Below are 20929 nucleotides of genomic sequence, written 5' to 3'. Positions count from 1 at the left end.
GTATTTGTAAGCGCAAACCCTGCTGGCCGATCGACGCGTCTGCACCTAAACTGCCGATCCGCCCAAGGAGCCCGCCATGCTGATTGTTGCCGACGAAAATATCCCGCTGCTCGATGCTTTTTTTGCCGGTTTCGGCGACATCCGCCGAGTCCCGGGTCGCTCCATCGACCGCACGACGGTCGAGCAGGCCGATGTGTTGCTGGTGCGCTCGGTGACCAACGTCAATCGTGCGCTGCTCGAGGGCAGCAAGGTGCGCTTTGTCGGCACCTGCACCATTGGCACCGATCATCTGGATCTGGATTACTTCAACGAGGCCGGGATCTGCTGGTCGAGCGCGCCGGGGTGCAATGCCCGGGGCGTGGTCGATTACGTACTGGGCAGTCTGATGACACTGGCCGAAATCGAAGGGGTTGATCTGAGTCAGCGCACTTACGGCGTTGTCGGCGCCGGTGAAGTGGGGAGGCGCTTGATCAAGGTCCTGAAGGGCTTGGGCTGGAACGTCAGGGTTTGCGATCCGCCGCGTCAGGCTGCCGAGGGCGGCGATTATGTCAGTCTCGAGCAGATCATCGAGCAGTGCGACGTGATCAGTCTGCATACGCCATTGACCCGCAGCGGCGACTCTGCAACCTGGCACCTGTTCGATCAACAGCGTCTGCAGCAACTCAAGCAGGGTGCATGGCTGATCAATGCGGCGCGCGGCCCTGTGGTGGATAACGTTGCGCTGCGTGAGGTGCTGCTGGAGCGCGAGGACCTGCAAGCGGTGCTCGACGTCTGGGAAAAAGAGCCGGAAGTTGACCCTGCGCTGGCGGAGCTCTGCGTATTGGCCACGCCACACATCGCCGGTTACAGCCTCGATGGCAAGCAACGCGGCACCGCGCAAATCTATCAGGCCTACTGCGCTTTCAGCGGTCAACCTGCGGCGATTCAGCTCAGCGATCTGCTGCCAGCAACCTGGTTGTCGGAAGTTTCCTTGCACGGTGACAGCGACCCGGCGTGGGCGCTGGCGATGCTGTGCCGGGGCGTGTACGACCCGCGCCGTGATGATGCGGATTTTCGCCGCAGCCTGGTGGGAAATGTCGCGGAACAGCGTGCGGCGTTTGACGTGCTGCGCAAGCAGTACCCGGTGCGACGCGAGATCGAAGGCCTGAAGGTGCGGATTGAAGGTGATGCGCCGGTGTTGCGGCAGATGGTTGAGGCGCTGGGGGCAACCCGTGTCCTGTAGGAGCTGTCGAGTGCAACGAGGCTGCGATCTCTTGATCTTGCTTTTTGAAGATCAAAAGATCGCAGCCTTCGGCAGCTCCGACACGATACACAGCTAAATTACAGATACAAAAAACCCGGCCACTCAGGACCGGGTCAGGAAGACGGTGGCTATATCACTCTTGTTCGGCAGGCTTGACCAATCGCTTTTCCAGTTCGCGGCAGGCGTTCTGGATCATGTCTTCAGTGATCGGTACCTCGCGGCCCTGCTCATCGATAATCGAGCAACCCAGAGACTGGTCGGGTTGGGTGCGGATCACTTCAATCTTGTCTTCGCTGCTGTGTTGCAAGGACATGGCCTGTCTCCTCATCAGGTTGTGTGCCTAAGGTAAAACCGCCACGTGACCAGGCTGTGACAACTCCCTGCGGTCTGTCGGCGGGGCGGCATCTCTACTCAAACAGAAATGACGATTCGTCTCAACCGCAACCTTAGACCAATCGTTTCTAGCATCCGGACATCCCGGGCATATTTAACCTGACTCATTGTGATTTACAGAGTTCCACCCCATCTGGGTCTGTAGGCTGGCCCGATTCATCTGCGCAGACGTGAATTCCATGATCTCCATGCTTTCTTCCCGACACCGGCGCGCCCTGCGCCTGACCAGTCATTTTCTCCTGCCGTACCGCTGGCATGCTTTCGGCGCGCTGCTCGCGTTGATCGTCACAGCGGGCATTACGTTGTCGATGGGGCAGGGCATCAAGTTGCTGGTCGATCAGGGTTTCATGACCCGCTCGCCACATCTGCTCAATCAGTCCATCGGTATCTTCATGCTGCTGGTGCTCGGGTTGGCGCTGGGCACTTTTGCACGGTTCTATCTTGTTTCATGGATTGGCGAGCGCGTGGTCGCCGACATTCGCCGGCAAGTGTTCAATCACTTGGTGTATCTGCATCCGGGCTTTTATGAGGACAACCGCAGCTCGGAAATCCAGTCGCGCCTGACCGCCGACACCACGCTGCTGCAGTCGGTGATCGGTTCCTCGCTCTCGCTGTTTCTGCGCAATCTACTGATGGTGATCGGCGGTGTGGTGTTGCTGTTCATCACCAATCCCAAACTGACCAGCATTGTCGTGATCGCCCTGCCACTGGTGATCGCGCCGATCCTGATTTTCGGCCGCCGCGTGCGCAATCTGTCCCGCCAGAGCCAGGATCGCATCGCCGACATTGGCAGCTACGTGTCGGAAACCCTTGCTCAGATCAAAACCGTGCAGGCCTACAACCATCAGGTACAGGACGAGCAGCATTTCGCTTCGACCGTCGAGCAGGCGTTCGAAACGGCGCGTAAAAGGATCTTCCAGAGGGCGTGGTTGATCACTCTGGTGATTGTCCTGGTGCTGGGCGCGGTGGCGGTGATGTTGTGGGTTGGTGGTATGGACGTCATGGCCGGGCGCATATCGGCTGGCGAGCTGGCGGCGTTCGTGTTTTACAGCCTGATTGTTGGCAGTGCGTTCGGCACGCTGAGCGAAGTGATCGGCGAACTGCAACGCGCTGCGGGTGCCGCTGAACGCATCGCAGAATTGCTGCGCTCGGAAAGCATCATCCAGCCCCCGGCGACCGGGGTGGTGACGTTGCCGGTGCGGGTCAAAGGTGAGCTTGAATTGCGTGACGTGCGCTTTTCCTACCCCTCGCGTCCGGAAAGCTACGCAGTCGATGGCTTGAGTCTGAGGGTGAGGACGGGCGAAACCCTGGCGTTGGTGGGGCCGTCGGGGGCGGGTAAGTCCACGGTCTACGACCTGTTGCTGCGCTTCTATGATCCGCGTGAGGGCCAGATCCTGCTCGATGGCGTGCCACTGACCAGTCTTGACCCGCTGGACCTGCGCCGCTGTTTCGCGCTGGTCTCGCAAACTCCTGCATTGTTTTTCGGCAGTGTGGAAGAGAACATTCGCTACGGCTGCCCGACGGCCACGCTCGCGCAGGTCAAGGAAGCTGCGCGAATTGCCCACGCCCATGACTTCATCGAACAAATGCCGGACGGCTATCAGACTCACCTCGGCGACGGCGGCCTCGGATTGTCCGGCGGTCAGCGCCAGCGTCTGGCCATCGCCCGCGCCTTGCTGGTGGACGCGCCGATCCTGCTGCTGGACGAAGCCACCAGTGCCCTCGACGCCCAGAGCGAGCATCTGATCCAGCAGGCCCTGCCAACGCTGATGGAAAACCGCACGACACTGGTGATTGCCCACCGACTGGCCACGGTGAAGAACGCTGATCGAATTGCGGTGATGGATCAAGGCAAGCTGGTAGCGGTGGGGACACATCAGCAATTGATCGCCAGCAATCCGCTGTACGCGCGGCTGGCGGCGTTGCAGTTCAATGATGGTCAGCCTGATTAACCGATCCAGTAACCGACTGGTAATGATCCATAAAAAAAATGCCCGTATCTCACGATGCGGGCATTTTTCATTCTCATGCGGTCACTGCCTGCTCATTGATCATCAAAATATCGCTCATGCCAATCCACCAGCGGTTGCGGCGAGTTGAGCTTCTGGCCGTAGATCACCGAGTACGACAACACGTTCTGCACATACTGGCGGGTTTCGTCGAACGGGATGCTTTCCACCCAGACGTCGAAACTGAGGTGATCGGCGCCGCGCAGCCACTGACGCACGCGGCCGGGGCCGGCGTTGTAGGCGGCGGAGGCGAGCACGCGGTTACCGTTGAACTGGCTGTGCACCTGGCTGAGATAAGCGGCGCCGAGCTGGATGTTCTTGTCCGGATCGAGCACTTGCTGCGGCGAGGCCAGTGGAATGCTGAACTTGCGCGCGGTTTCCTTGGCGGTGCCGGGCATCAACTGCATCAGACCGCTGGCGCCGACGCCGGAGCGCGCGTCGTCCATGAAGGCACTTTCCTGCCGAGTGATGGCGAACACCCAGCTCGAATGCAGGCCGCGGACCTTGGCTTCACGCACGAGGGTATCGCGGTGCGCCATCGGGAAGCGGATATCCAGGTCGTCCCAGTATTGCGCCTGACTGATGGTGCGGATCGCCGGGAAGTACCATTTCAGGTCGTAGGCCAGTTTGGCCTGGGCGACCATTTCATCGCGGTTGAAATGACGGCTGACGTGATACCACTCGCGACGCCCGTCGACGATCTGCCCGCGTGCATGAAACTCCAGCGCGCGGCGCACGCCGGGGGTGTTACGGACCTTGTTGATCAGCGCCTGGCTGAGCACCAGCGGCTTGTTGTTCAGCGAGTAAGGCGATTGTGAACGGTCTGCGGCGAGGAAGCCGTAGAAGTCTCGTTCCCGCGCCAGATTCTTGTACAGGGTCAGCGCTTGCGGGTTCTGCGGCTGGGCCAGTTCCAGGCTGCGCGCCTGCCAGTAGCGCCAACGGTTGGTGGTGGCGAGGTCTTGCGGCAGGCGTTTGGTCAGCTCGTAGGCATCATTCCAGCGTGCCAGACGCAGCAGCAGGCGCAGGCGCCATTCCGAGACGGTGTTGTCGCGCAGCTCCGGATCGTATTTGGTCATTACGTCGAGCGCGCGGCTGTCGAAACGCCGGGCGAGGGTCAAGCCGATCTCGCGGGCGATCGCGACTTTTTCATCGCGAGAGAAATGCATGCTGCTGGCGTAACCGTCGAGCAGGGCCATGGCCTTGTCCGGGTCCTGCCGAGCGAGGCGGCGCAGGCCGAGGCTGACCACGTCGGACATCGGCTCGTCGGCCGGGGTGAAGCGCGACGGCTGGTTGAGCAGTTCGGGTTTCTGCGCCACGTCGACCAGCAAGCGACCGCGCGGGGCCAGGGTGGTCAGGCCGTTGATCAGGCTGTTGGCCAGCGGATAGTTGCGTGCCTGCGCGGCAAGTTTGGTGCGCTCCCAGCGTTTCTGCTCGGTCAGTTGGCCGTCGGCAGCCCAGATGCCGAACAGGGCGTCACACGCAGCCGGTTGCGATTTGCCGGTCAGCCAGAGTTTTTCCGCACTGGCATAGCCTTCAGCCTTCTTGTCGTGGCTGATCTGATACTGAGCGTTGAGGCAATCGAGCTCAGTGAAATTCAGTTTCGGGTCGTAATACTTGACGAAGGTCGCCCAGTCGCCACGGTCGGCGAGCCAGCGTAACCAGCGCAGTTTCATCCAGTTGGCTTGCGGCAGGTCACCGTGTTCGGCGAGGAATTTCTCGATTTCCGCGTTGCTCGCGGTCTTCAGGCGCGCGGTCAGTTCGTCGTAAGCCAGATAGGGTTCCAGCGGATAATCGGCAAGCGCCTGGCTGTAGCGCAAATATGGGCCGGTATCACCTTTGGCCAGGGCGCGTTTGGCTTCATCGTAATACTGGCGTTGGGTGGAAAGGTCCACCGCCTGGACGGATTGAGCGGCAGTGGCGGTAAGAAACAAGCAGGACAAAACACTGAAAAGGCGACTGCGCATGAGACATCCGGGCAGAGAAAATCATGACAAGTGCCGATCGGGATCCGCACTGAATTGTCTGTAGCTTAGCCTTTTGCCAGCAAGCGGCGAAAGCTTTGCGCGCCTCGCTGCACAAGTTCGCAACAAATGTTGTGCAGAGTGCTTCGACAGACAAATTGCCGGCCTGCTGAAGCCTCAAGTCAGGTAGAATGCGCGCCCGGTTTTTGGAGAAGCTCATGACCCTGCTCAAATTCAGCGATGTGTCCCTTGCGTTCGGCGCTATGCCGTTGTTGGACAAGGTGTCCTGGCAGATCGCCCGTGGTGAGCGGGTGTGCATCATCGGCCGCAACGGCACTGGCAAGTCCAGCATGATGAAACTGGTCAAGGGCGACCAGAAGCCCGATGACGGTTCGGTGTGGCGTGCCCCCGGTCTGAAAATCGGCGAATTGCCGCAAGAATTGCCAGTTGCCGACGACCGGACGGTATTCGATGTGGTGGCTGAGGGCCTCGACGGTGTTGGCGCCTTGCTCGCCGAATACCATCACCTGAGCCAGAACATTGTCACCGACGCTGATCTGGACAAGCTGATGCACGTTCAGCACGACCTCGAAGCCCGTGACGGCTGGCGCTTGCAGACGTTGGTCGACAGCACCCTGAGCCGCCTGCAATTGCCGGCCGACAAGACCCTCGCCGAGTTGTCCGGCGGCTGGCGTCGTCGCGTGCTGCTGGCGCAGGCGCTGGTGTCCGAACCGGATCTGCTGCTGCTCGACGAACCGACCAACCACCTGGACATCGGCGCGATTGCCTGGCTCGAAGAAGCGCTGAAGGATTTCCAGGGGGCCGTGTTGTTCATCACGCACGACCGTTCCTTCCTGCAAAACCTCGCCACGCGCATCCTCGAACTGGATCGCGGCGGCCTGATCGACTGGAACGGCGACTACGCCAGTTTCCTCGTGCACAAAGAAGCTGCGCTGGCCGCTGAAGAAACCGCCAACGCGCTGTTCGACAAGCGTCTGGCTCAGGAAGAAGTGTGGATCCGTCAGGGCATCAAGGCCCGGCGCACCCGTAACGAAGGTCGCGTCCGCGCCCTGAAAGCCCTGCGCGTTGAGCGCAGTGAGCGTCGCGAGCGTACCGGCAAAGCCAACATCCAGCTGGAAACCGCGGACAAGTCCGGCAAACAGGTGATGGTGCTGGAGAACGTCAGCTTCGCGCATCCGGGCGGGCCTTTCCTGATCAAGGATTTCTCCATGGTCCTGCAGCGCGGCGACCGTATCGGCCTACTCGGCGCCAACGGTACCGGCAAGACCACACTGTTGAAGCTAATGCTCAGCGGTCTGCAACCGACCAGCGGTAAAGTTGAAGAGGGCACGCGCATCGACGTCGCCTACTTCGACCAGTTGCGCCATCAGCTGGATCTGGAAAAGACCGTGATCGACAACGTCGCCGAAGGTCGCGACTTTATCGATATCGACGGTCAGAGCCGCCATGTGCTGAGCTATCTCGGCGACTTCCTGTTCAGCCCGCAGCGTGCACGCACGCCGGTCAAGGCGTTGTCCGGTGGTGAGCGTGCGCGGCTGTTGCTGGCGAAGCTGTTCAGCAAGCCGGCGAACCTGCTGGTACTCGACGAACCGACCAACGACCTGGACGTGGAAACCCTCGAGCTGCTCGAAGAGGTGCTGCTGACCTTCAACGGCACCGTGCTGATGGTCAGCCACGACCGGGCATTCCTCGATAACGTGGTGACCAGCACCCTGGTCTTCGAAGGCGAAGGCAAGGTTCGTGAATATGTCGGTGGCTATCAGGACTGGATCCGTCAGGGCGGCTCGCCGCGTCTGTTGGGCGTGACTGAAAGCAAGTCGGGCAAGGCTGACCTGAATTCGGCGGTGGTTAGCGCTGAGCCGGCTCCGGTGGCTGCGCCTGCCGCTGCCGCTCCGGTTGCCAAGAAGAAACTGAGCTACAAGCTGCAGCGCGAGCTGGAAGCCTTGCCGGGCGACATCGACGCCAAGGAGCAGCAGATTGCTGCGGTTGAAGCGGAAATGGCTGAAGCCGGTTTCTACCAGCGTCCGCCGGCGGAAACGGGCAAAGTGATTGCTTCGCTGGAGCAGTTGCAGGCCGAGCTGGATGCGTTGGTGGAGCGTTGGGCCGAGCTGGATGCCTGATTGCTCCTGATGTAAAAAAGCCCGGCGCTCAGTGATGAGCGCCGGGCTTTTCATATGTCATGCGATCTACAGGCGGGAGCACGTCACCTGTGGTAGCGAGCCTGCTCGCGAAAGCGGTGTTTCACGCAGCACCGAAGTTGAATGTGCCGAGGTATTCGCGAGCAGGCTCGCTCCCACAAAGAGCAAGACAGATCAGCGTTTGACCAGGTGCACCGCCAGCACATCGCAAGGCGCGCCGTGCAGCACGTCATTTGCAGTCGAGCCGAGGAGCAATGCCAGGCCATGACGGCCATGGCTACCGACGACGATCAGATCGCATTGCTGTTCCTTGGCGAAATGATGGATTTCCTGGCGGGGCTGGCCGTAGGTCAGATGGCAATTGGCGCCCTCAAGCTCGGGATATTTCGATTTGAGTTTTTCAAGGCGTTCCTTGGCTTGATCGAACTGCTGTTGTTGCAGTTGTGACAGGTCCATCGGCACGTCGCCACCGAAGGCCATGGCCATTGGTTCAACGATATGCACCAGCGACAGCTTGGCGCTATTGCTCACCGACAGCTCACGCGCGCGGTGGATCACAGGGTCGCACTCTTCGGTCAGATCTACGGCGACCAGTATGTGGTGGTAGGGCATGAGGTGCTCCTCCTGAGGGTTCGATATTGGTAAGTATGGCTGGTTTCAAGCGCATTGGTTCGCAAGTGACACAATGGGCTCATCAAAAATCGGGAGTACAGATATGACGGTCTGGCTGGTGGTGTCAATCCTGCTGGTAGTTTTAAGTCCACTGGCATGGTTGCGCCCATCGCGCACGCAGAGTGGGCGCATGGCCTTGCGCATGGAGGCGCGACGCATCGGCCTGGCCATGCAACTGGCGCCGCAGGAGTGGCCGCACTGGCTGCTGCCGGAGCCGCCGAATCCCTGCGCCCAGTACCACCGACCCCGGCGTGGCAGTCAACCGGCGTGCTGGACCTATTGGCAGAAAACCCCGGGCGTGTGGGTCAATCAATGGCAGGAAGTCTGCGATGACCGGGCGCTCCTTGATTATTTCGAAAAATTGCCGGGCAATGTTTTCAAGATCGAAGCGGACAAGCAGATGATCGCGTTGTACTGGGGCGAGAAGGGCGAGGCGACGGTTCTGCAGGATATCGACGCGACGCTGAAAGCGCTGGCGTGAGACGGCGATTTTTCTCACTGCAACGGTGTAGAACGTCCGGCAGACGCCCAATAAAAAGCCCGACATGATTCGTCGGGCGGGTTGGCCAGGCAGGCCGGTAATCTTTTTTTGCGGCAGGCGCTTTGATCGCCCCGGCAAATTTCCTCGCAGTCCACCCAGCGTAGCCTTCTGAACAGGGCTCGGCGGAAATTAGGGCGACTTTTCTAACTATTGATTCTATGAATGGCTCAACATCGAGACGGGTGTTGCTGCTCATCATGGTGCAGAAATGACTGCAAAGTCGCAGTTCAGCCCGAATTTAGGGCGATTGACAATTGTCAGAAATTCCGTGAAGGTGACGTACCCGAATCAAACGGGCGTATGAATTGAGCGTTTGTCTTACAGACTGCTCCTACAGAATCCCGACTATTGCGTTGGCGGGTGTGCCAGGCGGACGGTGTCAGTATCGACGAGCAAAGCGTCCTTCTGAGCCATATGCCTGCGTCCGACGTGTACTGTTCAGCTTCCATATCGTGGAGATCAGTTGATGATTTACGAAGGTAAAGCCATCACGGTTAAAGCTCTTGAAAGTGGCATCGTCGAATTGAAATTCGACCTCAAGGGTGAGTCCGTCAACAAGTTCAACCGTCTAACCCTGAACGAACTGCGTCAGGCCGTAGACACCATCAAGGCAGATGCTTCGATCAAGGGCGTGATCGTCAGCAGCGGCAAGGACGTGTTCATCGTCGGCGCCGACATCACCGAATTTGTCGACAACTTCAAGCTGCCGGATGCCGAGCTGGTTGCTGGCAATCTCGAAGCCAACAAGATCTTCAGCGATTTCGAAGACCTCAACGTGCCAACCGTCGCGGCCATCAACGGCATCGCCCTCGGTGGCGGTCTGGAAATGTGCCTGGCGGCCGACTATCGCGTCATGTCCACCAAGGCCAAGATCGGTCTGCCGGAAGTCAAACTGGGCATCTACCCGGGCTTCGGCGGTACCGTGCGTCTCCCGCGCCTGATCGGTGTCGACAACGCCATCGAGTGGATTGCCGCCGGCAAGGAAAACGGCCCGGAAGACGCGCTGAAAGTCAGCGCCGTCGACGCCGTAGTCGCCCCTGAAAAATTGCAGGAAGCTGCCCTCGAGCTGATCAAGCGCGCCATCTCCGGCGAGTTCGATTACAAGGCCAAGCGTCAGCCGAAACTTGAAAAACTCAAGTTGAACGCCATTGAGCAAATGATGGCTTTCGAAACCGCCAAAGGTTTCGTGGCTGGCCAGGCCGGCCCGAACTACCCGGCGCCGGTTGAAGCGATCAAGACCATCCAGAAAGCCGCAAACTTCGGTCGCGACAAAGCGCTGGAAGTGGAAGCAGCAGGCTTCGTCAAACTGGCCAAGACCTCTGCTGCGCAGAGCCTGATCGGCCTGTTCCTGAACGATCAGGAACTAAAGAAAAAGGCCAAGGCCTACGACGAAATCGCCAAAGACGTGAAGCAGGCTGCCGTACTGGGCGCCGGCATCATGGGCGGCGGTATCGCCTATCAGTCGGCTTCCAAAGGTACGCCGATCCTGATGAAGGACATCAACGAACACGGTATCGAGCAGGGTCTGGCCGAAGCCGCCAAGCTGCTGGTCGGCCGCGTTGACAAGGGTCGCATGACCGCTGCGAAGATGGCTGAAGTGCTCAATGGCATTCGTCCGACACTGTCGTACGGCGACTTCGGTCACGTCGATCTGGTCGTCGAAGCTGTGGTCGAGAACCCAAAGGTCAAGCAAGCGGTACTGGCTGAAGTCGAAGACAAGGTCAAAGAGGACACCATCCTCGCGTCCAACACCTCGACCATTTCCATCAGCCTGCTGGCCAAGGCCCTCAAGCGTCCGGAAAACTTTGTCGGCATGCACTTCTTCAACCCGGTGCACATGATGCCGCTGGTGGAAGTGATCCGTGGCGAGAAGTCCAGCGAACTGGCGATCGCCACCACCGTTGCCTATGCGAAGAAAATGGGCAAGAACCCGATTGTCGTCAATGACTGCCCGGGCTTCCTGGTCAACCGCGTGCTGTTCCCGTACTTCGGCGGTTTCGCCAAACTGGTCAGCGCCGGTGTCGACTTCGTCCGCATCGACAAAGTCATGGAAAAATTCGGCTGGCCGATGGGGCCTGCGTACCTGATGGACGTGGTCGGCATCGACACCGGTCACCACGGTCGTGACGTGATGGCTGAAGGTTTCCCGGACCGCATGAAGGATGATCGTCGCTCGGCCATCGACGTGCTGTACGAAGCCAAGCGCCTGGGCCAGAAGAACGGCAAAGGCTTCTACGCCTACGAGGCCGACAAGAAAGGCAAGCAGAAGAAAGTCGCCGATCCGTCGGTGCTGGAAGTGCTCAAACCGATCGTTTACGAGCAGCGCGAAGTCACCGACGAAGACATCATCAACTGGATGATGATCCCGCTGTGCCTGGAAACCGTGCGTTGCCTGGAAGACGGCATCGTTGAAACCGCCGCCGAAGCTGACATGGGTCTGGTTTACGGTATCGGTTTCCCTCCATTCCGTGGCGGTGCGCTGCGCTACATCGATTCCATCGGTGTCGCCGAGTTCGTTGCCCTGGCTGACCAGTACGCTGATTTGGGCGCGCTGTACCACCCGACCGCGAAGCTGCGCGAAATGGCCAAAAACGGCCAGAGCTTCTTCGGTTAAGCGCCCCCAACTAGAGTGAGAGTGAACTTATGAGCTTGAATCCTAGAGACGTCGTGATTGTCGACTTCGGTCGTACTCCGATGGGCCGCTCCAAGGGCGGCATGCACCGCAACACCCGCGCTGAAGACATGTCGGCGCACCTGATAAGCAAACTGCTGGAACGCAACAGCAAGGTCGACCCGGCGGAAGTCGAGGACGTGATCTGGGGCTGCGTCAACCAGACCCTGGAGCAGGGCTGGAACATCGCGCGCATGGCGTCGCTGATGACCCAGATCCCGCACACTTCTGCTGGCCAGACCGTCAGCCGTCTATGCGGTTCATCGATGAGCGCGCTGCACACTGCTGCACAAGCGATCATGACCGGCAACGGTGACGTGTTCGTGGTCGGCGGCGTCGAGCACATGGGCCACGTGAGCATGATGCACGGTGTCGATCCGAACCCGCACATGTCGCTGTACGCAGCGAAAGCCTCGGGCATGATGGGCCTGACCGCTGAAATGCTCGGCAAGATGCACGGCATCACCCGCGAGCAACAGGATGCCTTTGGCGTGCGTTCCCACCAGTTGGCCCACAAGGCAACCGTGGAAGGCAAGTTCAAGGACGAAATCATCCCGATGCAGGGTTACGACGAGAATGGTTTCCTGAAACTGTACGACTACGACGAAACCATTCGTCCGGAAACCACCCTGGAAAGTCTGGCGGCGCTCAAGCCGGCATTCAATCCGAAGGGCGGCACCGTGACTGCCGGTACTTCGTCGCAGATCACTGACGGTGCTTCGTGCATGATCGTGATGTCGGCGCAGCGTGCCCAGGACCTGGGTATCCAGCCGATGGCGGTGATCCGTTCGATGGCAGTAGCGGGTGTGGACCCGGCGATCATGGGCTATGGTCCAGTGCCGGCAACACAAAAAGCCCTCAAGCGTGCGGGCCTTGGCATCAACGATATCGACTTCTTCGAGCTCAACGAAGCTTTCGCCGCACAGGCCTTGCCAGTGCTGAAAGATCTGAAAGTGCTCGACAAGATGAACGAGAAGGTTAACCTGCACGGCGGCGCGATCGCCCTGGGTCACCCGTTCGGTTGCTCCGGTGCGCGTATTTCCGGCACCCTGTTGAACGTGATGAAGCAGAATAGCGGCACCTTCGGGGTGGCCACTATGTGCATTGGTCTCGGCCAAGGCATCTCCACCGTCTTCGAACGCGTTTAAGCGTCTCGTCGATGGAAGCCGGGGCCCAGTGCCCCGGTTTTTGTTTTTGGGTTTTTTATTTATTTTTGAAAAGATTTCAGTGAGGGCCGAAGCATGCCGATACAACCTGGGCTCTACCAACATTACAAAGGTCCGCAATACCGTGTATTCAGTGTTGCGCGGCATTCCGAAACCGAAGAAGAAGTGGTCTTTTACCAAGCCCTGTATGGCGATTACGGCTTTTGGGTGCGCCCGTTGAGCATGTTCGTCGAGTCGGTCGAGGTTGACGGCGAGCAGGTGCCGCGCTTTGCTTTGGTGCAAGCCGAACCGAGCCTTTTTGCCAAGGTTTGAGGCAACTGCGCAAAGAACCCTGCGCTTGACCTCACCTTGTATCAACTATATATAGCGGTGCCGCGTCAGGCGCCAACCGCCTTTCACTTCTAGAATTCAGGAATTTTCTGATCCATGGGCAAATCGCTGGTCATTGTGGAATCCCCGGCTAAGGCCAAGACCATCAACAAGTATCTGGGTAACCAATACGTGGTGAAGTCGAGTATCGGCCATATCCGAGACCTGCCCACCAGCGGTTCGGCTAGCGCCAGCAAAGAGCCAGCCGCCAAGCGCGGCAAGGCTGCTGCGGGCGAAGGTCCGGTGCTCTCGCCGAAAGACAAAGCGCGCAAGCAGCTGGTCTCGCGTATGGGCGTCGATCCCGAACACGGCTGGAAGGCCAAGTACGAGATTCTTCCCGGCAAAGAGAAAGTCATTGAAGAGCTACGCCGGCTCGCCAAGGATGCTGACACCATCTATCTCGCAACCGACTTGGATCGCGAGGGGGAAGCCATTGCCTGGCACCTGCGCGAAGCCATCGGTGGTGACGACAGCCGCTACAAGCGCGTGGTGTTCAACGAAATCACCAAGAAGGCGATTCAGGAAGCCTTCTCCGAGCCGGGCGAGCTGGACATTGATCGTGTCAACGCCCAGCAGGCGCGTCGCTTCCTCGATCGCGTGGTTGGCTACATGGTGTCGCCGTTGCTGTGGGCCAAAATCGCCCGCGGCCTGTCTGCCGGTCGCGTGCAATCGGTTGCCGTGAAGCTGGTGGTCGAGCGTGAGCGAGAAATCCGTGCGTTCATTCCGGAAGAATATTGGGAAGTGCACGCTGATCTCGGCACTGCCAAAGGCTCGACCGTGCGTTTCGAAGTGGCTCGCGAAAAAGGCGAAGCCTTCAAACCGCTGAACGAAGCCCAGGCCATGGCCGCGCTGGAGAAGCTCAAGTCTTCCAGCTACAGCATCGTCAAGCGCGAAGACAAGCCGACCAGCAGCAAGCCGTCGGCGCCGTTCATTACGTCGACCTTGCAGCAGGCTGCGAGCAACCGCCTCGGTTTCGGCGTGAAGAAAACCATGATGATGGCCCAGCGTCTGTACGAAGCCGGCTACATCACTTACATGCGTACCGACTCGACCAATCTCTCGGCCGACGCCGTGGCGATGGCGCGCACTTACATAGAAGACGAATTCGGCAAGAAGTACCTGCCGGAAACGCCGAACGTCTACAGCAGCAAGGAAGGCGCGCAAGAGGCTCACGAAGCGATTCGTCCGTCCGACGCCAATACCACGCCTAGCAAGCTGGCGGGCATGGAGCGTGATGCCGAGCGTCTGTACGAGCTGATCTGGCGCCAGTTCCTCGCCTGCCAGATGCTGCCGGCGCAATACCTGTCGACCACCGTCAGCGTCGGCGCTGGCGACTTCGAGCTGCGCGCGAAGGGCCGTATCCTCAAGTTCGACGGTTACACCCGCGTGATGCCGCAGATTGCCAAGCCTGGCGACGATGACGTGCTGCCGGACATGGCCCAGGGCGACGTGATGAAGCTGATCAAGCTCGATCCGTCGCAACACTTCACCAAGCCACCGGCGCGTTACTCCGAAGCCAGCCTGGTCAAGGAAATGGAAAAACGCGGTATCGGTCGTCCTTCGACTTACGCTGCGATCATTTCGACCATTCAGGATCGCGGTTATGTGACCCTGCACAACCGTCGTTTCTATTCGGAAAAGATGGGCGACATCGTCACCGAGCGTTTGTCCGAGAGCTTCTCCAATCTCATGGACTACGGTTTCACCGCCGGCATGGAAGAGAACCTCGATGACGTGGCGCAGGGCGAGCGCGACTGGAAAAACGTGCTGGACGAGTTCTACGGCGACTTCAAGAAGAAGCTCGAAGTAGCGGAAAATCCTGACAGCGGCATGCGCGCCAACCAGCCGGTCATGACTGACATTCCGTGCACCACGTGCGGTCGTCCGATGCAGATTCGTACCGCATCGACTGGCGTGTTCCTCGGCTGCTCGGGCTACAGCCTGCCGCCGAAAGAGCGTTGCAAGGCCACGGTCAACCTGGTGCCGGGCGATGAAATCGCCGCGGACGACGAGGGTGAGTCGGAATCGCTGGTACTGCGTGGCAAGCATCGCTGCCCGATCTGCAGCACGGCGATGGACGCCTACCTGCTGGACGAAAAACGCAAGTTGCACATCTGCGGCAACAACCCGGACTGTGCCGGCTACGAAATTGAAGAGGGCAGCTATCGCATCAAGGGCTATGAAGGTCCGAGTCTGGAATGCGACAAGTGCGGCAGCGAAATGCAGCTCAAGACCGGCCGTTTCGGCAAGTTCTTCGGTTGCACCAACCCGGAGTGCAAAAACACCCGTAAGCTGCTGAAGAGCGGTGACGCGGCGCCGCCGAAGATGGACCCGGTGAAGATGCCCGAGCTGAAATGCGAAAAGGTCAACGACACCTACATCCTGCGTGACGGTGCCTCCGGTCTGTTTCTCGCGGCCAGCCAATTCCCGAAAAACCGCGAGACCCGTGCCCCGCTGGTGATCGAGATTCTGCCGCACAAGGACGAGATCGATCCGAAGTACCACTTCTTGTGCGAAGCTCCGCAGAAGGATCCCGACGGTCTGCCAGCGGTTATCCGCTACAGCCGCAAGACCAAGGAGCAATACGTGCAGACCGAAGTCGACGGCAAGCCTACGGGTTGGAAGGCGTATTACGACGGTGGCAAGTGGACAGTTGAAGACAAGCGCAGCGCAAAGGCGAAGACTGAGTAAGCGTTAGTCTGAGCAGCGAAAAGGCCGCATGAAACCTTCGGGATTTCATGCGGCCTTTTTGTTTTGTGCTTGCGCTGGCATCGGCTGATCCATGACACTGCCGGGCCTGTGTGAAGCAATTATTTCGTTGTGGAGGCTGCCGTCATGGCCCACGAACTCTATACCCGCACCAACCAGAAGATCTATTTCGCCGGTCTGTCACTCGAAGCTCTGGCGCGTGCTGAAGAAGGGCGGGCGATGAATTCTCTGGCGCTGATCCAGGCCGGGCGTGAATCGGCGTTGTTCCACCTTTACGGCGCACTGCTGGGTTTGTGCCATGAGATTGCTGGCTTCTATCGTCTACCGCAGGCCAATTCGCCGCGGGCAGAGGAGTTGTTGAATCGAGAAGTGCTGGAATCGATAGCGATCCCGGAGCTGGCCGAAATGGTCGAGCTGGCCGGTAATCCGGAAACCTGGCTGGCGAAACTGCTGGCGGCGCACGCAGCACTGTTTCAGCCGCCGAGGGTGCCACACAAGCCGAAAGGCGACGTGACACAACCGCTGATTCAAGCGGTTAACCTTGATGAAGAACAAGCGCCAGAAGAATTGAATCGAGAAGAGCTGGAGAGCTGGCGGCAGAACCTCAAGGGCTTGGCCATCCGTTTCCGAGAAGGCTTGAACGAGTGCTGAGGCAGTTTGGCGCAGTGGCAATCTGAAACATGCTGCTGGTCAAGATCCTGAGCGAAGCTCGAATGATGTCTATATAATCGCTGCCTTTCGTGGAGAACAGACCTTTATGCCAACGTCCTTTCTAGAAATTGTCGAGTTACCAGACGGCCGAATCGAACTGCGCAGGGCTGAGGACGAAGGTTCTCTGGTGACGCTGGATTTCTCCGAGGATGCCAAAGCGTTCCTGCAAGGCCAGCACGTTGAAATTGCCAAAGCAATGTTGAGCGTCGGCGTGCAGATGGCAGGTCGTATGGTTGAAGGTGAGTTTGATAAGGATGAGGGGCCGCGGGTTCTTCATTGATCCTCGCCTTGGCCTTTTCTCGGTCGCTTGCGCTACAGATCGGCTTCTCTGTCCCTGGAGAAGCCCTGCGCTTCACACAGCGCGCACTACCATCAATCAACCCAAACGAATGTTCAGGCTCTGAGCTTCGCCCGTACGCGCGGCGCTGATCAGTTGTTGCCGAGAATTTGCATTCAGCGGATTGAGCCAGGTCACCACGGTGTGGCTGCGACCCAGGCGCAACGCTTCACACGCCAGCTGCTGGGCACTTTGAGCGCCGCGCGGTTGCAGTAGCAGAATGCGCTCGCGGTTCAGGCCAGCATCGCGTAGCCATGATTGCGTCAGGCTGGCGGGCGGTGCGATCAGCGTCAGCCAGCGAGCATCCTGATCCTCGCTGAGTTCACGCAGGATCGGCGCGAGCAGGTTCAGGCAGTTCCCGGCTGCACCGCGCAGTGACAGCTCACTGAAAGCGTCAGGTTTGGCATTCCAGTCACGCTCGACCACGTCTTTGAGGATCGGCGCTATCGGCTGCGCCAGAAACGCTTCAAACAAAGGCAGTTGTGTTTGCTGAGGTGTGTGTGGGAACTGCATGGAGCCTCCTTTAGCGGCGAATGACGCCGACACTCAAGCCTTCGATCACCAGTTCCTGATCTTTCAGGTCGACTTCGATAGGGGCGAACTCGGGGTTTTCGGCGATGAGCCAGACTTTGCTGCCTTCACGCTTGAAGCGTTTGACCGTCACCTCGTCGCCGATACGTGCAACCACAACCTGGCCGTTACGGGCTTCGCGAGTAGTGTGAACTGCCAGCAAGTCGCCGTCGAAGATGCCAATGTCCTTCATGCTCATGCCGTGCACACGCAACAGATAGTCGGCGCGAGGATGGAAGAAGGTCGGGTTGATGTTGCAGGATTCTTCGATGTGCTGCTGGGCAAGGATTGGCGCGCCGGCAGCCACTCGGCCAATGATCGGCAGGGTGGAATCGTCGGCCTTGGCTTCGAAGCCAGGGATACGAATGCCGCGAGAAGCGCCGGGCGTCATCTCGATCGCGCCTTTGCGGGCCAGGGCCTTGAGATGTTCTTCCGCCGCGTTGGGCGACTTGAAACCCAGTTCCTGAGCGATTTCCGCACGGGTCGGCGGATAGCCGTTGTCTTCGAGGCAGCGTTTGATAAAAGCCAGAATCTCGGCTTGGCGTGGCGTCAGCTTTAGCATATTGATCGCTCTGTCTTTTTATACAGTGACTGGGATTATATACAGTGAAGCGGTCTTGGCAATGGGCGTTTTTTTGCTGCCCGCCGAGCGGTCGCGAAGGGTGTTTATTAATGCTGGCGCCTTATGTGGTTAAATATCTGACCGACCATTCCCAAAACGAACCGGCAGGCTTGACAAGGCACAGGCTGAAACGTATGTTTCAAACAAGTGTTTGTCAGGCGGAGTAGCCATGGCCCAGTCGGAAACCGTTGAACGCATTCTTGATGCTGCCGAGCAGTTGTTCGCGGAGAAAGGATTCGCTGAAACCTCATTGCGTTTGATCACCAGCAAGGCTGGCGTCAATCTGGCTGCAGTGAATTATCACTTCGGCTCGAAGAAGGCGCTGATCCAGGCGGTGTTTTCGCGTTTCCTCGGACCGTTCTGCGCCAGCCTTGACAAGGAGCTGGAGCGCCGTCAGGCCAAGCCGGAAAACAAGCCGACCCTCGAAGAGCTGCTGGAAATACTTGTTGAGCAAGCGCTCGTCGTGCAGCCTCGCAGCGGTAACGATCTGTCGATCTTCATGCGCTTGCTCGGCCTCGCGTTCAGCCAGAGCCAAGGCCACTTGCGGCGTTATCTGGAAGACATGTACGGCAAGGTCTTCCGCCGCTATATGCTGCTGGTCAATGAAGCGGCTCCACGCATTCCGCCGATCGAGTTGTTCTGGCGCGTGCACTTCATGCTTGGCGCCGCTGCGTTCAGCATGTCCGGGATCAAGGCCTTGCGCGCGATTGCCGAGACCGATTTCGGCGTCAATACCTCCATCGAACAAGTGATGCGCCTGATGGTGCCGTTCCTCGCTGCCGGCATGCGCGCCGAAACCGGCGTCACCGATACAGCCATGGCCAGTGCGCAATTGCGTCCGCGCAGCAAATCCATGCCGGTCGCCGCCAAGGTTTGACCGCGCACGGGTGGGCGCGGCAGCTGGTATCCGCTAAGCTAGCCGGCCATGCCGACTCTCGTACTGAACTCGATCTGCATGAATTCTGCTGACCGTCCGGGCATTGCCCACGGTAGCGAATGCAAGCAGATCGGGTTTTTCGTTTTCAAGGAATCTCTATGACTGCTGGCCTGCAAGGCTCGTTGATGGTGGACGTCGCCGGTATCTGGCTGACGGCCGAAGATCGCCAATTGTTGCGTCAGCCCGAAGTGGGCGGCCTGATCATTTTCGCCCGCAATATCGAGCATCCACGCCAGGTGCGCGAACTCAGCGCCGCGATCCGCGCGATTCGCCCGGATCTTTTGCTGGCGGTAGATCAGGAGGGCGGGCGCGTGCAGCGCTTGCGTCAGGGTTTCGTCCGTCTGCCAGCGATGCGCGCCATCGCCGATAACCCGAATGCAGAGTATCTCGCCGAGCAATGCGGCTGGATCATGGCCACCGAAGTGCTGGCAGTCGGGCTCGACCTGAGTTTCGCCCCGGTGCTGGACCTGGACTATCAGCGCAGCGCTGTGGTCGGTACCCGTTCATTCGAAGGCGATCCCGAACGCGCAGCCTTGCTCGCCGGTGCATTCATTCGCGGCATGAACAGCGCCGGCATGGCCGCCACCGGCAAACATTTCCCAGGCCACGGCTGGGCGGAAGCCGACTCCCACGTGGCGATCCCGAACGACGAGCGCAGTCTCGACGAGATCCGCGCCAACGACCTGGTGCCCTTCGCCAAACTCAGCAAACAACTGGCCGCCGTCATGCCGGCCCACGTCATCTATCCGCAAGTCGACTCGCAGCCCGCCGGTTTCTCCCGACGCTGGCTGCAAGACATCCTGCGCGGCGAATTGCAGTTTGAGGGCGTGATCTTCAGCGATGATCTGTCGATGGCCGGCGCCCACGTGGTCGGCGACGCCGCCAGCCGCATCGAAGCCGCGCTGAGTGCCGGTTGCGACATGGGTCTGGTGTGCAACGACCGCGCGGCAGCCGAGCTGGCGTTGAGTGCCGCCCAGCGTATGAAGATCAAGCCTTCCGCGCGCATCGCGAAGATGCGCGGTCAGGCCTTCGCCAGCACCGACTATCGTCAGGACCCGCGTTGGCTCACCGCCCTCGGCGCGCTCAAAGACGCTCAACTGATCGATTAAGGATTTTTCGTTATGACCGTTTACGCAATCATCGGTGGCACTGGCCTGACTCAGCTCGAAGGCCTGAGCATTCGCCAGTCGCTGGCAGTCGACACCCCGTACGGCGCGCCTTCGGCCGAGGTGCAGATTGGTGAGTACGCCGGCAAGGAAGTGCTGTTCCTCGCCCGTCACGGTCACCCGCATCGGTTCCCGCCGCACAAGGTCAACTACCGCGCCAACCTGTGGGCGCTGAAGCAGGCCGGTGCCGAAGCGATCATCGCCGTGAATGCGGTGGGCGGGATTCATCCGGCGATGGGCACCGGCCATTTCTGCGTGCCGCATCAGATCGTCGACTACACCAGCGGGCGCGAGCACACCTACTTTGCCGATGATCTGGAACACGTCACTCATATCGATTTCAGCTTTCCCTACAGCGAGCCGTTGCGTCAGCAACTGATTGCCGCAGTGGCCGCCGAAGGCTGCGAATACAGCGATCAAGGCGTCTACGCCTGCACCCAGGGGCCGCGGCTGGAAACGGTGGCCGAAATCGTGCGACTGGAACGTGACGGCTGCGACATCGTCGGCATGACCGGCATGCCGGAAGCCGCGCTGGCCCGTGAGCTGGATCTGGATTACGCCTGTCTCGCCTTGGTAGTCAATCCTGCAGCAGGCAAGACCACAGAAGTCATCACCATGGCCGAAATCGAGCAGGCCCTGCACGACGGCATGGGCAAGGTGAAATCAACGTTGGCCCGGGTGCTGGCCAGCTAA

The 20929-nt window shown here is 59.4% G+C and carries 18 protein-coding genes; 13 read left to right on the top strand and 5 right to left on the bottom strand.

Features of this window, described 5'->3' with window-relative positions; translation table 11 throughout:
- Positions 1-76: 76 nt before the first annotated feature.
- Positions 77-1222, top strand: coding sequence for a 4-phosphoerythronate dehydrogenase PdxB (gene pdxB / locus ACZ0AZ_RS27030; RefSeq protein WP_463570596.1), 1146 nt, complete (start codon positions 77-79; stop codon positions 1220-1222).
- 154 nt (positions 1223-1376) lie between these two features.
- Here pdxB and ACZ0AZ_RS27025 read toward each other — a convergent pair whose 3' ends face one another.
- The gene (locus tag ACZ0AZ_RS27025) at positions 1377-1556 is read right to left on the bottom strand and encodes a PA1571 family protein (RefSeq protein WP_129999689.1); all 180 of its coding nucleotides are present in this window, start codon (positions 1554-1556) and stop codon (positions 1377-1379) included.
- A gap of 259 nt (positions 1557-1815) precedes the next feature.
- Here ACZ0AZ_RS27025 and ACZ0AZ_RS27020 point away from each other — a divergent pair, with 259 nt between their 5' ends.
- The gene (locus ACZ0AZ_RS27020) at positions 1816-3588 is read left to right on the top strand and encodes an ABC transporter transmembrane domain-containing protein (RefSeq protein ID WP_463538518.1); all 1773 of its coding nucleotides are present in this window, start codon (positions 1816-1818) and stop codon (positions 3586-3588) included.
- 92 nt (positions 3589-3680) lie between these two features.
- Here the strand turns inward: ACZ0AZ_RS27020 and ACZ0AZ_RS27015 are convergent, their stop codons facing one another.
- Positions 3681-5609 carry a transglycosylase SLT domain-containing protein gene (locus ACZ0AZ_RS27015; protein ID WP_039760801.1) on the bottom strand — a complete coding sequence of 643 codons (1929 nt, stop codon included), beginning with the start codon at positions 5607-5609 and terminating at the stop codon, positions 3681-3683.
- Positions 5610-5824: 215 nt separating this feature from the next.
- On the opposite strand from ACZ0AZ_RS27015, the gene ACZ0AZ_RS27010 reads away from it, so the two are divergent.
- A complete protein-coding gene (locus tag ACZ0AZ_RS27010; protein ID WP_463538517.1) occupies positions 5825-7747 on the top strand; it encodes an ATP-binding cassette domain-containing protein in 1923 nt (640 codons plus the stop codon).
- A 192-nt stretch (positions 7748-7939) separates the two neighbouring features.
- Here the strand turns inward: ACZ0AZ_RS27010 and ACZ0AZ_RS27005 are convergent, their stop codons facing one another.
- The gene (locus ACZ0AZ_RS27005) at positions 7940-8377 is read right to left on the bottom strand and encodes a universal stress protein (protein ID WP_039760797.1); all 438 of its coding nucleotides are present in this window, start codon (positions 8375-8377) and stop codon (positions 7940-7942) included.
- Between the two features lie 103 nt (positions 8378-8480).
- Here ACZ0AZ_RS27005 and ACZ0AZ_RS27000 point away from each other — a divergent pair, with 103 nt between their 5' ends.
- The 7 genes from ACZ0AZ_RS27000 (at position 8481) to ACZ0AZ_RS26970 (ending at position 16884) form a co-directional block, all read left to right on the top strand.
- Positions 8481-8918, top strand: coding sequence for a hypothetical protein (locus ACZ0AZ_RS27000; RefSeq protein ID WP_039760796.1), 438 nt, complete (start codon positions 8481-8483; stop codon positions 8916-8918).
- Positions 8919-9444: 526 nt separating this feature from the next.
- Positions 9445-11592, top strand: a complete 2148-nt coding sequence (gene fadB, locus ACZ0AZ_RS26995; RefSeq protein ID WP_463538516.1) for a fatty acid oxidation complex subunit alpha FadB — start codon at positions 9445-9447, stop codon at positions 11590-11592.
- 29 nt (positions 11593-11621) lie between these two features.
- Positions 11622-12797 (top strand): acetyl-CoA C-acyltransferase FadA, encoded by a 1176-nt coding sequence (fadA, locus tag ACZ0AZ_RS26990; protein WP_016775495.1) that lies wholly within the window; start codon positions 11622-11624, stop codon positions 12795-12797.
- A 93-nt stretch (positions 12798-12890) separates the two neighbouring features.
- The gene (locus ACZ0AZ_RS26985) at positions 12891-13127 is read left to right on the top strand and encodes a DUF1653 domain-containing protein (RefSeq protein ID WP_129999685.1); all 237 of its coding nucleotides are present in this window, start codon (positions 12891-12893) and stop codon (positions 13125-13127) included.
- A 114-nt stretch (positions 13128-13241) separates the two neighbouring features.
- Positions 13242-15875, top strand: a complete 2634-nt coding sequence (gene topA, locus ACZ0AZ_RS26980) for a type I DNA topoisomerase (RefSeq protein ID WP_463538515.1) — start codon at positions 13242-13244, stop codon at positions 15873-15875.
- 144 nt (positions 15876-16019) lie between these two features.
- Entirely contained in the window at positions 16020-16544 is a 525-nt protein-coding gene (locus tag ACZ0AZ_RS26975) for a DUF6586 family protein (protein ID WP_129999683.1), read from the top strand.
- A gap of 106 nt (positions 16545-16650) precedes the next feature.
- Positions 16651-16884 carry a hypothetical protein gene (locus ACZ0AZ_RS26970; RefSeq protein ID WP_007953047.1) on the top strand — a complete coding sequence of 78 codons (234 nt, stop codon included), beginning with the start codon at positions 16651-16653 and terminating at the stop codon, positions 16882-16884.
- A gap of 96 nt (positions 16885-16980) precedes the next feature.
- Here the strand turns inward: ACZ0AZ_RS26970 and sulA are convergent, their stop codons facing one another.
- The gene (gene sulA, locus ACZ0AZ_RS26965; RefSeq protein ID WP_039760786.1) at positions 16981-17454 is read right to left on the bottom strand and encodes an SOS-induced cell division inhibitor SulA; all 474 of its coding nucleotides are present in this window, start codon (positions 17452-17454) and stop codon (positions 16981-16983) included.
- A gap of 10 nt (positions 17455-17464) precedes the next feature.
- A complete protein-coding gene (gene lexA / locus ACZ0AZ_RS26960) occupies positions 17465-18073 on the bottom strand; it encodes a transcriptional repressor LexA (RefSeq protein WP_016775490.1) in 609 nt (202 codons plus the stop codon).
- Between the two features lie 229 nt (positions 18074-18302).
- On the opposite strand from lexA, the gene ACZ0AZ_RS26955 reads away from it, so the two are divergent.
- The 3 genes from ACZ0AZ_RS26955 (at position 18303) to ACZ0AZ_RS26945 (ending at position 20929) form a co-directional block, all read left to right on the top strand.
- Positions 18303-19010 carry a TetR/AcrR family transcriptional regulator gene (locus ACZ0AZ_RS26955; protein ID WP_039760784.1) on the top strand — a complete coding sequence of 236 codons (708 nt, stop codon included), beginning with the start codon at positions 18303-18305 and terminating at the stop codon, positions 19008-19010.
- 158 nt (positions 19011-19168) lie between these two features.
- Positions 19169-20179 (top strand): beta-N-acetylhexosaminidase, encoded by a 1011-nt coding sequence (gene nagZ, locus ACZ0AZ_RS26950; protein ID WP_039760782.1) that lies wholly within the window; start codon positions 19169-19171, stop codon positions 20177-20179.
- Positions 20180-20191: 12 nt separating this feature from the next.
- Entirely contained in the window at positions 20192-20929 is a 738-nt protein-coding gene (locus ACZ0AZ_RS26945; protein ID WP_016775487.1) for an S-methyl-5'-thioinosine phosphorylase, read from the top strand.

This window comes from Pseudomonas sp. AC239, from assembly GCF_979258545.1.
Note: the sequence above shows the minus strand (reverse complement) of the source record. Positions and strands in the feature narration are given on the sequence as shown.